Annotated in this window: 8 protein-coding genes; 2 read left to right on the top strand and 6 right to left on the bottom strand. The window is 58.8% G+C overall.

Annotated elements, in window-relative coordinates; genetic code table 11:
• Window positions 1-85 precede the first annotated feature (85 nt).
• From BGLCM_RS07610 to BGLCM_RS07595, 4 genes are all read right to left on the bottom strand, one after another.
• On the bottom strand, window positions 86-1531 hold the full coding sequence (locus BGLCM_RS07610) for a DNA-processing protein DprA (protein WP_006293930.1): 1446 nt from the start codon (window positions 1529-1531) through the stop codon (window positions 86-88).
• A gap of 3 nt (window positions 1532-1534) precedes the next feature.
• Window positions 1535-3064: a YifB family Mg chelatase-like AAA ATPase gene (locus tag BGLCM_RS07605; protein ID WP_044085282.1), complete on the bottom strand. Its 1530-nt coding sequence runs from the start codon at window positions 3062-3064 to the stop codon at window positions 1535-1537.
• Between the two features lie 13 nt (window positions 3065-3077).
• Window positions 3078-3569: a YraN family protein gene (locus BGLCM_RS07600; protein ID WP_238548656.1), complete on the bottom strand. Its 492-nt coding sequence runs from the start codon at window positions 3567-3569 to the stop codon at window positions 3078-3080.
• Window positions 3570-3789: 220 nt separating this feature from the next.
• Entirely contained in the window at window positions 3790-4659 is an 870-nt protein-coding gene (locus BGLCM_RS07595; RefSeq protein WP_006293934.1) for a pyridoxamine kinase, read from the bottom strand.
• Between the two features lie 455 nt (window positions 4660-5114).
• Between BGLCM_RS07595 and BGLCM_RS07590 the strand changes: the two genes are divergently transcribed.
• Both BGLCM_RS07590 and BGLCM_RS07585 read left to right on the top strand, forming a co-directional pair.
• On the top strand, window positions 5115-5855 hold the full coding sequence (locus BGLCM_RS07590; protein ID WP_420796162.1) for an ABC transporter ATP-binding protein: 741 nt from the start codon (window positions 5115-5117) through the stop codon (window positions 5853-5855).
• 48 nt (window positions 5856-5903) lie between these two features.
• On the top strand, window positions 5904-8609 hold the full coding sequence (locus BGLCM_RS07585; protein ID WP_006293937.1) for an ABC transporter permease: 2706 nt from the start codon (window positions 5904-5906) through the stop codon (window positions 8607-8609).
• A gap of 160 nt (window positions 8610-8769) precedes the next feature.
• Here the strand turns inward: BGLCM_RS07585 and BGLCM_RS07580 are convergent, their stop codons facing one another.
• Window positions 8770-9567: a response regulator gene (locus BGLCM_RS07580; RefSeq protein WP_044085317.1), complete on the bottom strand. Its 798-nt coding sequence runs from the start codon at window positions 9565-9567 to the stop codon at window positions 8770-8772.
• A 26-nt stretch (window positions 9568-9593) separates the two neighbouring features.
• On the bottom strand, window positions 9594-12068 hold the full coding sequence (locus BGLCM_RS08530) for a sensor histidine kinase (protein WP_044085281.1): 2475 nt from the start codon (window positions 12066-12068) through the stop codon (window positions 9594-9596).
• Between the last annotated feature and the right edge of the window lie 73 nt (window positions 12069-12141).

Here is a 12141-nt window from a genome sequence, read left to right as displayed (position 1 = left end):
CGCCATGCGGCAGGCAACGTGCTGACAGCATCCGTTCGCTAATGACCGGATGCGAGCCTGCACGCTGAGCGATGCCGTTGACATGTCATAGTATTGCGAAAGCCCCGTTGTTATTGGCAATCAGTCCGCGCATTTCCAGCGCCCCAAGCGCGGCGAACACGACAGGCATCGCTACACTGGCCTCACAATACTGGCCAATCGCGCTCGCCGTGGCCACGACGCGTTGCCTATGGCATTGGCGTACTGCGTCGAGCACGATGCGTTCGTTGTCGCTCAAATCGGCTGGCTGCATGGTGTCGGCAGTGGTGTCGGCCGTCGGCTCCGCTACGGATGGCCAATGGGGCGCATGCCGCTCATGGCATATGTCGTCGATATGCTCGCATGATTGCAGGATGCGTGCTGCCTGCTCGTCAATGAGCGTATGGCATCCCGTATGGTCGGCTCTCGTGATCAAGCCTGGCGTGGCATAGAGTTCACGGTTCAATTCTTGCGCCCAATGCGCCGTGTTCAACGCGCCTGAACGCACACGCGCCTGGGCTACGCAAATGACAGACGACAACGCCGCAATGATGCGATTGCGCATGAGGAAGCGCCGGGCCACGGGCGCGCAGTCGGGTGGCATTTCACTGATCAGCGCCCCATGCCAGGTTTGTATGTGCTCAAACAGCCGCGCATTCGTGGACGGGCCGATATGGTTGAGTCCTCCTGCGAACACGGCGATGGTCGGGCCACATGGCATCGATGCGCTGTCGAGCAGGCTTGCCTGGCCATCACAGGCGGCGGCCAACGCGTCCACCGCGCCCCAATGTGCACAGGCATCAATGCCCATGGCTCCTCCAGACACCACGGCATGGCCTGCGCGCACGGCTTGCCCAGCCAGCGTTTGGGCCACATGCGCGCCATAGTCACTGACCGCGCGTGAGCCGATGATGGCCAATGGTGCCGGGCATGCGGTCAATGCGCGCACGTCGCCACGTCCCCACAAGCACAATGGTGGCGCCCATGAGGCATGCAGACGCAAATCCTCGAGCTGGGCAGGCCACAACGGGTCGCTAGCCGTCACAACCCAGGCAGTGCCGGATACGGTGATCCATTCGTGCCAATCCTGTGCCGTGCGTTCGGGGAATGCGGCGCGTCGGCGTAACCAACCCTTCAACGCACGCTGGAACGAGGCATGACGTTTGACGGCATCCGGTGAGGTGCCATCCGTAGTCTGGTCGTCTGGTCCCATACAGCGATACCAGCCTTGATCGAAGCGTTCCACCGCTTCATCCATCAGCAGGCTGACGCCAAATGCCTGCTGGCATTGGGCGGCATGAATGCGTTCAATCAGGTCCAATGCGGCCAGCGTGCCGCCGCAGCCATGCACGAACACCGACATGGCCGCATCAGCGCCATCAGTGCATGCCGTCAACACGGCCGCCGCCGCGGCATCCACGGAAGGCGGTGGCACGGATGCGGCCACACGTGCGTCAGCCGTCATGGCTGGCGCACCATAATGCGTCATCAACACATCAACCAAAGCGCTCATGATTCATGCCGTCCTTGTTCGCATGGCGATGGCCTGGTGCATGTGTTCGATGCGGGGAGCGCCAACGCCTTCCAAATCCGCAATCGTCCATGCCAGTCGTAGCGCACGGTCGGCACCGCGCAAGCTCATCAGATGGCTGTCGAGCGCCTTGTTGACGAGTGCGATGGTGTCTGCTGGCGTATGCTCATGCAACCATGCGCCGCTCATTTGCGCGTTGCACGTCCAGCCTTGATCGTTTAACCGTTCGCGTGCCATGTGCCGTGCGGCGATGACTTGTTCGCGCATCTGCGCGCTCGTAGGACCCGTTTGACGCGTTGCGGCACCGATATGGCCCGTGGGCAACACGTCGACCTGGATATCAATGCGATCCAAAATCGGGCCCGACAGCCTCGAAAAATACCGGATGCGATCGCGTTCACGGCAGGTGCAGCGTTCTGCGGAACCATAACCGAATCCGCATGGGCATGGATTGGCCGCCATGACCAGCTGGAAGCGTGCGGGAAACACCATTGTGCCTTTGGCACGCGCCACCGCCACAGTGCCCGATTCCAACGGTTCACGCAATGTTTGCAACACGCGTGGCGCAAATTCAGGGCCTTCATCCATGAACAGCACACCGCGATGCGCCATCGTGACCGCACCGGGCAATGCGATGCCCGAGCCTCCTCCCACAATGGCCGCCACCGACGCCGTATGATGCGGCGCTTGGAACGGTGGAATATCACTGATGCCATAGGCTGCCAACGTGCCCATGATCGAACGGATTGAGGCGACCTCGAATTGTTCGCTTTCCTCCAACGGACACATGATGCTGGGCAGTCGTGAAGCAAGCATGGTTTTGCCCGTACCAGGAGGGCCCACCATGAGCAGATGGTGGCCGCCGGCAGCCGCGATTTGCAACGCCCATTTCGCTTGGGTTTGGTCCACAACTTCAGCCATGTCGGCATTCAGGTCATGTTGCGCGGCAATCGAGCTTGACGGTGCCGATGGGGTGGCGGGCGGTATGTCAGGCAATGTGGCGTTGCCGCCAAGCAGCGTGATCAGCTCGGCCACATGCGAAACGAACATCAGGTCGATACCACCGACCAGCATGGCTTCTTCCTGATTGCCGCGCGGCACAATCGCCGTGGTCACGCCACGTTCATGCGCATGCAACAATATGGGCAGAATGCCCGACACGGGCAATACGGACCCGTCCAGATTCAATTCGCCTATCACGATTGTGTGCGCCACTCGTTCCGGTTCGATCACATGGGCTGCGCACAGCACGCTGGCCGCAATTGCCAAATCATGCGATGAGCCGCGTTTGGGCAGAGAAGCGGGCGACATATTCACGGTCACCCGTGTTTGGGGCCACTGGAATCCCGCAGCCGTGCAAGCCGAACGCACCCGTTCGCGCGCTTCAGTCAACGAAGCATCGGGCAGTCCGATAATCGAGAAGAACGGCAGTCCAGGGGAGACAAACGCTTGAATCTGGATGATGAACGCTTGCAATCCAATCAACCCCACTGACAATGTTGAACCGATAGCCATGATGCCTCCTTGGCTAAAACGCATGTGGCACATGCGTAAACCGGATGCGCCCTGCATGCACAAGCACGCCGATCACATCGAAGCGGATGCCGACATGGTTGATATGATGATCGGCTTCGAGCATCCACAACATTGCGGCACGGCGCAGATTCGTCTGTTTGGTCACGCCCACGGCTTCAATCGGAGTGCCGAATTGGCATCCTCGACGTGTTTTGATTTCGACGAATGCCAACTCGTCCGTGGCACTCAACGCAATGAGATCCAATTCACCATAGCGGCAATGCCAGTTATGGCCCACAATGCGCCAACCATGCGTGCGCAACCAGCAAGCGCTGGCGGCCTCACCCCAACTGCCCAAATCGCGTGCGCTCAACCGGCAGGAGGCGAGCTGGCGGCGGCATTGCTCAAACGTCGCATCAAATGGTGAAGACGGAATCGTGTCCGCCATATGTCGCCCTTCCGTCGTCGTTGACGGGGATGTCATCGGTACTCGTGGCTGTGTCATGCCTTCAGTTCAACAACTTCACCACCATTATTCAAATCACCGGGGTGAATGTGGAGAACCAAGTCGCCGGGCACGGCTCTATGTGGATAACTGGCAACGCCCGACACGACCCAACCACAATCACATGGGCCACATCGGGCGTTGCCAATCAGAGCGGTCCAACCAGTGTCTCCACCCATGATGGAGACAAGATGGAGTCGCTAGTGCCACCAGTTAGCGGTCAGTCGACAAGCGCTGCAAGTTCACCAAGGTTGAGTTCAAAACTCACACCACGGCGCTCAAAATCAGGCTGATGCTGCGTGTTGATCATCGCATGGCGCACGAATTCACCGGCAATGCGGGCCGATGCAGCCAAATCACGGCCGGCCATCACACCGGCGATCAGTGCTGAAGCGAACGCGTCACCAGTGCCATGAATCATGAACGGCAGCTTCTCATGCACGCATTCTTCCTTGTGGGCCACGCCGTCTTGTGCATTGACGACATAGTTGCGCAGACGGTTGTCGCCATGGTCGATGCCTTTGAGCACCACGTTCTTTGCGCCCAAATCGAGCAACGCCTGCAACATGCTGTCAATCTGCGCGTCATCAATATCCTGACCCGGGTACTCGCGTCCCGTCAGGATTGACGCTTCGGTCAGGTTCGGCATCAGCACATCGGCGCCGTCAGCCAGCTGACCCATCGCATCGCACAATTCCTGCGTATACGTGGGATACATTTTGCCGCCATCGCCCATCACGGGGTCGACCAAGCGCAACGCGTTCGGATATTCACGGTACAAGCGTTGAATCAGCGCCACTTGTTCAGCGGAACCGAGGAACCCCGAATACACGCCGTCCAACTCCACGCCTTCCTGCTGCCACGCATCCAAATAGCCGTCAAGAATGGGCGTCGTGTCATGCATCGTGAACACGGGATAATTCGTATGCGCCGAGAACAAGGCCGTGGGTACCGGGCACACGTCGCAACCGGCAGCCGACAGAATCGGAATGGCCGCAGTCAGCGAGCACTTGCCATATCCGCACATGTCATGCACAGCGGCGATACGAGGAATATATCGAGGATTACGGTCGTACAAGGTAACGCTCATGAGCTTCCTTCCGTTGCATCATGCATGGTCGTGGCGCCGCCACGGCCCAACTGGGTACGCCTTCATGGATACCCGCATTGATTGACGGGCACCCATACGGGGGTCGGGCGACCAGTCGAACAATCAGACTGCATCACCCGTGCCCATCGTAACGACGGGGGAAGTCACCACACAGTTGCAAGTGCATGGCGCGCATCATTCGCAAGGATGATGCGCGCCATTGGTTTCATACCCCCGACCGATATCAAGCACCACGCCGTTTTCATACCGTTGGCAGTATCAACGCACAGCAAGCCATTGAGGCGTGTGCGGAAATGACAATGCTGCAACCCGCATACCGTGAGGTTGCCCAAGACGGGAGCGAAACCATGACGATGCCACAGCCAGCCGCGCCAGTCACGCCGGCCAACACCACCCAAACCGCGCTGGCGGCGGCGGCCAACGCCACGCAAATTGTGCCGCAACCGCGACCGCAAGCGGCCATCCAGGCGATTGACCTGACCAAAACTTACGGCACGGGAGAAAGTGCCGTGCATGCGCTCAACCATGTCAATGTCACATTCGACAGCGGACGGTTTACCGCGATCATGGGACCGAGCGGATCGGGCAAATCCACGCTCATGCACATGATGAGCGGCCTTGACAAAGTCAGTGGCGGCCATGTGCTGTTCCACGGACTCGACTTGACGACGATGAACGATGACGCACTGACGAAACTGCGTCGCGACCGTATCGGCTTCATTTTCCAAAGCTTCAACCTGCTGCCGATGTTCACGGCCGAACAGAACATCCTGATGCCGTTGACCCTGTCGGGGCGCAAAGTCGATTCCGCATGGTTCACGCAACTGGTCGAAACGCTGGGATTGGGCACGCGGCTCAAGCATCGTCCCACGGAATTGTCGGGCGGCCAGCAGCAGCGCGTGGCCATCGCACGCGCGCTCGTGACGAAACCCGACCTGGTGTTCGCCGACGAACCTACGGGCGCGCTCGATTCGGCATCCAGCAAGGAAGTGCTGGAATTCCTGCGCCGGTCAGTCGACGAACTCGGACGCACGGTCGTCATGGTGACGCATGACGCGAACGCGGCCGCCTGGACGGACCGTGCGCTGCTCGTGGCCGACGGACGCATCGTGGACGACGTGCAGCATCCAGACGCGCCAACCATGAGCCAACGCATCATGGGCCTGGGACGCTAAAGCGCGCAAGCCGACGAGATTGACCAACGCAAGAGAAGGACGAGAACCATGTGGCGCTTGACGCTGACCATGATGAAGAAAAACCTGCGTATGCTGATTCCTGCAGGTATCGCCGTGATCATCAGCACAATGTTTATCACTTGCTCACTGATTTTTGGCGACGCGATGACGGCATCGATCCGCGACCAAGTGACGGCTGGATTCGGCAACGCGAATTGGGTGGTTTCACCCGGGCAGCCCGACGATAGCGCGACGACAATCCATACTCAAGACGATGACGTGACTGATGATGGCACGCAGGAACCCGTGGACGAATGGGAGCCGACAGTCGGTTCGTTCCAGGTTGAACAAGCGCGCCGCATCATCGACAGCACCACGAAAGCCGACAGTACGGCGAAACTCGTGGGCACGCGCGCAGACGTGCAAATCAGCGCGCGACTTGTGGTGGGCGACGACAACACGAACGGTCTGGCCATCGCGCCCGGCTCGGACACGGCGTTGCTACCGCTGACCATCAGCAAAGGGCACCAGCCTTCGGGCGCCAATGAAGTGGCGATTCCTGAAAAACTGGCCCAACGGCTGGGGCTGAACCTTGGTGACACGGTGACGCTCGTGCATACCTCGCCAATGCCCGACGAACACAACCAGATGCGCGAATATCGGTGCACGCCCACGATTGTGGGATTCACAACGGACCCGAGCGGAACGTTCTCCTATTACGGCGGCGCCATGGTACTGTCCGAGCATGATATCGCGACATTGCTTGGCAAAGCTTCATTCAATGATGTGCCTTGCTACCGCATGCTGTTCACGATGACGGGCTCCGCGGCCGTGCAAAGTGCAGCTGTACAACGGTTGAACCATGAAATGACTGTGCAAGTGGATTCACGTGAAGTGATCGCGCAAACCGCAATCAAAGCCATGACCGGAGACTCGGGTATCACGAAGACGTTCCTGCTATGCTTTGGTGGCCTGGCATTGATTGTGGCGGCGCTCGTGATTGCCAACACGTTCCAGGTGCTCGTGGCACAACGACGCAGGACGCTCGCGTTGCTGCGCATCATTGGTGCACGCCAAGGCCAGGTATACCGCTCGGTTGTGCTCGAATCAGTGCTGCTTGGCCTGGTCAGTTCCGCATTGGGTGTGGGAGCTGGCATTGGTGTGATGCAGATGGTAGCCAACTCGCATGTGTTGGAAAGCATGGTGCCGTTGCATGTGGTGCTGACGGTATGGACGTTTGTGGTGCCGATCGTGTTCGGCACGATCGCCACGATGCTGGCGTCGCTCGGAGCCGCCCGCATGGCTATGCGCGTCACACCGCTTGAAGCGATGCGACCCGTGGAAATCAGCGAACAGGCGCAAACGCGCCGGTTGCGCGGCGTCCTCGGGTTGTTGATGATCCTGGTGGGCATCGGCTGCTGCATGCTGGGTGTGTGGAAAGCTGATGATGACAGAGCGTTGTTCGCCGCGATGCTGGGCTGCGCGATGACATTTGTCGGTATTGCCGTGACGGCACGGTTCTGGCTGCCTTGGCTGATGAAGGGTCTTGGCACATTGGCCAGCCATTGCGGACCATCGGCCACGTTGGCCAGCGCCAACATCGCCAAGAACCCGCGTCGCGTGGCGGCCACTGGTACGGCATTGCTCATTGGCGTGACGTTGGTGGCCACGATGGGCACGGGCGCGGCATGCGCCAAGCAGACGATGAACACCGCATTGGCCACGCGATATAGCGTCGACATTGTGATCGCCGATGTGCCGAGCGACCAGGCGGCCGCATTGACTGCGCGCGTGTCCAAGCATACGGGTGTGCGCGATGTGCTCAACGCGCCGCTGGTGACCACCACAGTCACCGGCAATGTGCCCGATGCCATGCGCCAACAAGGAGCCGGACCGGATTTGACGTTGTTGGGCGTGCCCAATGTTGAAGCGCTCTCGAAAGTGCTCAACGTGGATTGCTCCCATCTGCAATGGAACGATCATACGGTGATTGTGCCCAAATACCTGCCATCCACCGGCAAGGAGCTCAATGCCGGTCCTCAGTTGACCGTGACTACAGATGGTGACCATAAGAGTTCTGCAGCTGCGGATGTCACATTGCAGACACAAACGCTGGATTTCCGCGGCGTGATGCCCCGATCGTTGGCCATCGGGTTTGTGCCGGACTCACTGTTTGACAATGGCGAGCTGCAAGCGTCTTCCTCCACGCTGCTTGTGGCTGTGGACTCGCATAATGACACGTCGTTGGCGAATCTGATGGATGCGTTGAGCAAAGACATCGCTTCGGTGCCGCAAGCACAGCTGACCGGTCCGGTGGCCGAGAAACAACAGTGGGACCAAATGGTCGACATGATGTTGATGATGCTCGTGGTGCTGCTGGCTGTGGCCGTGATCATCGCGTTGATTGGTGTGGCCAACACGTTGAGCCTGTCGGTTATTGAACGCACACGTGAATCAGCGACATTGCGCGCCATCGGCATGACCAAGCGTCAGCTACGCAGGTCGCTCGGCATTGAGGCGTGCCTGATCACCGTGGTGTCGAGCGTCGTGGGTCTCGTGCTCGGCACGGCGTTTGGCGCCCTAGGCACCTATATGGTCATGAAATCCGCGATTGGCGATTTCAGTTTCGCCATTGACTGGCGTGTGGACATCGCAATCATTGTGATTGCCATTCTGGCCGCATTGGTGGCCAGTATCGGCCCGGCTCGTCGAGCCAACAGCGTGCCACCCGTGGAAGCGTTGGCTGAAGCGTGAGAATGCTCGGCAACGCGGATGCCGACGAGGCGCCGTGACAGGAAGTACTCAATCGAGATATGGTGAAGGCCGGAACATGTGCAGTGGCGGTGTTCCGGCCTTCACGATGCCTGGATGCGGGAGATGTCAACGTGCTGGATCGGTCAAGGTTGGGCAAACATCACACCAAATGGTTTTCGTAGGCGAATACTACGGCTTGGACGCGGTCGCGCGCATGGATTTTGGACAGGATGTGCGCCACATGTGTTTTGACGGTCGGCAATGAAATGAACAGTTTGCTGGCAATCACCTGATTCGACAACCCGTGGGCCACTTCAATCAGCACTTCGCGCTCGCGGTCGGTCAACAACGCCAGCTCAGGATCGGTGTACGGGGTGTCGGTAGCAGCGGTACCGGTTTGGGGTCGTGATGAGGATGACGGTTGGGTCTGCGTGTTGTTGGCGGCTCCTGTGGAGGGGGCGGCACCGACGAATCCATGGTGCATCATTTGTTCAATCAGACGCTTCGTGGCCGTGGGCGCGATGATCGCGTTGCCGTCACGCACTGTACGGATGGAACTGAGCAAGGTTTCCGGCTCGGTGTCTTTGAGCAGGAATCCGGATGCTCCGGCATTGATCGCGGCCATCACGTATTCATCAAGATCAAACGTCGTCAAAATGATCACGCGCGTGGGTGGCGTGCTGTTGGTGTCGAGGCAAATTTGCCGTGTGGCCTCAATGCCGTCCATGCCTGGCATGCGCACATCCATGAGCACCACATCAGGATGCAACGTTTGGGCCAACGCTACCGCTTCGGCGCCGTTGGCCGCTTTGCCCACCACATGCATGTCGGGTTGCGAATTGATGACCATTGCGAAGCCCGCGCTCACGAGTTCCTGGTCATCGGCGATGATGACACGGATTGGTGAGGATGCGCCGCCCGGTGTAGTAGGCAATGCGGTGGCGATGCCAAGTCGCATGATTGACGGATTCGCGGACGTGGCGCTCATGCTGTTGCTCCTTTCTGATGGTGTTGCAGTTGTTGCTCCAATGGCGCGGCCGGAGTCAATGCCATGGGCTGGGTATGCGTTGCGTCGTCGGTGTCGCTGCTGGCCGTGCTACGCAGCACGCCGAGCAATTCACGCATACGTGCCAGAGCCATGCGTCCTTCCTGACCAATACGTGCAAACGCTTGCGTGATCTGATTGCTGGTCGGGGTCGCGCCTTGTGCGCTGGCCGTATCAATCATACGGATGCCGGCTGTGGCTTGTGCGGCCACGCTCGTGAGCACCTGGTTGACATCTTGTTGGATTTGCGCACTGATGCGGCTGCGCTCCTCATTGGCCGCCTGGACGGCTTGCTTGCGCCGCATGTCTTGCAACGTGTGTTCGCGCTGCTGCAACAACAGCGTATTGGACGCTTTTGAACGTGACCACAACGCCGCGAACACTTCAGACATGCAGAGTGCAAACGACAAGAACGTGAATTCCAGAATCGTGCTTTCCAAGTTCAATCCGGCTGAAGGCACGTCGCGTACGCCTATAAGCGCATGCCATAACGTATGGTATCCGGCTCCGAGAGCCCCGCATTTGAGTCCGAAGGCAATCGATCCGGCTGCGCAAAGCGGAATGACCCAGGCGATTGTGCCACGTTTGCCATACGTGATGACGGAATACACCGACAACAACGTAAACACGACGTCAGCTAAGTAAATGGGCGTCAATACGACCAATTGCAGGAACATCAACATGGCCGTCGCGAGCGCACTGCATCGCGGGAATCTACGGCGCATGGACAACGCGATGACGATGCCGGTCAGCAGCAGGTAATACATGGGCAGTTGCATGGTCGGTGTGACCGGCGGATTGAACGGCGAGGGATTGATTACGGTGTCGGACGCCTCACCAAAAATCAGTCCGAGCAGCACGGCTATGCACGTGTCCATCAGCACATAATGCCGTTCTGTCCATCGTGAGAAGCGTTCAATACGGTTCATGTGCACGTCATGTGGCACATTGGCTTGTTCGATAGGCCGCGATCGCAACGCGCTGAGCAAACGCGGTTTGACATGCCGCCGACGCACCGCAGACGGCAATGGCAACTGTGCATGCACTTGGAATCCATGGTCAGGTTGCGCCGTGGCGTCGAAAGTGCCGTCCAATGCTTGCATGCGTTCGCGCAAACCGATCAGCCCGAAGCCGTGTCCAGTCAACGCGGCCGGGGGCCGGGCGTCTGATGTTGGCGTGCCCGCATCGTTGGTGATGGTCAAGGTCAACGATTGCGGTTGCCAGTCTTCCTTGATCGATACGCGCGCATGGCGGCCGGCATGGCGGCGAATGTTTGTCAATGATTCCTGCAGCACATGCACGATCGCATCAGTGTGTGACGCATCAAGATCGCTGCGGCGCGATCCATGTACCACATGGTCCACTTGCATTGTCGGGTCGATACGCATGGCGTCGGCGAGGATGACATCAATGGCATGCGTGTCACCGGAGCGCGCATCATTAACGCAAGCCGTTGCGTCGGCGGCATGCTGCGCGGCCATGGCCACGGAATGCTTGTCAATGGTTTGCGCCTGCTCTTGTGCTTGGGGTGGCACTGCAACATCCTGGGGTGTGGCGCAAGGGTGTGCGTCCAACGGGTTCGCCTTGGTCGCCGGCTCGGGGGAGAGCGTTTGCAACACGTCATGCATGGCATGCAACGCGTCATGTGATTCATGTTCAATGGTTTGCATGACCGACCGGGCCAATTGGGCATCATGGGCCGCCGCATACCGGCCGCCATCCGATTGGATAATGATCGTGGACAGTGTATGGGCCACCACGTCATGCATGTCACGCGCAATACGGGCCCTTTCGGCTTCAGCAGCAATACGCTGCTGCTCCTGTTCGGATTCCTGCAATGCCGCATTGCGCAAACGCAGCATCTGCATCGTGGATTGGCGAGCCCGCTGCCAAAACCCTGCGATAACGGTAGGCGTGACAATAATCGCATAAAACACCCACATCACAGCGAAATTGAAGACGGTCAAATCCAACGCTATGTTGCCGAATTCCTTACGCATGAACAACGAACCAAACGTCCACGTCACCGCAATCAACAGCATGTCAATCGTGATGTACAGGTATGCCAACGCGATATAGCGTCTGGAACGTTGTTTGGGTACGCGCACAATCAGCGTATAGAGCACCGGCATCCCCATGACATCGCCGATGACCGCGAGCGGGCCGACCAGCATTTGCAACGTCACAATGATAATGAACGCATTGGCTGCACCGACCGGATAGCGTCGATGAAACACAAACGGTATTGTCGCTGCAATTGTCCATAAGAAGCACACCCACTCGGGGAAAGCCCACAACAACCCCACATCGTTGTTCATCGATAACGGCCCTGCGAAGAATATGAGCAACACTACGGCCAAGGCGGCATCCTGTACGATGACATGCTGCTGCCACCATTTCCATACGCTGCGCATGAAGCTAACCCTAGCGCAGTTATAATGGCATCGGATATCCGTCTCACGGATGATTGACAGCAGGTACGGCGGC

This window comes from Bifidobacterium gallicum DSM 20093 = LMG 11596 (assembly GCF_000741205.1).
Lineage (GTDB): Bacteria > Actinomycetota > Actinomycetes > Actinomycetales > Bifidobacteriaceae > Bifidobacterium > Bifidobacterium gallicum.
This window is presented reverse-complemented; position numbering and strand designations above follow the sequence as displayed.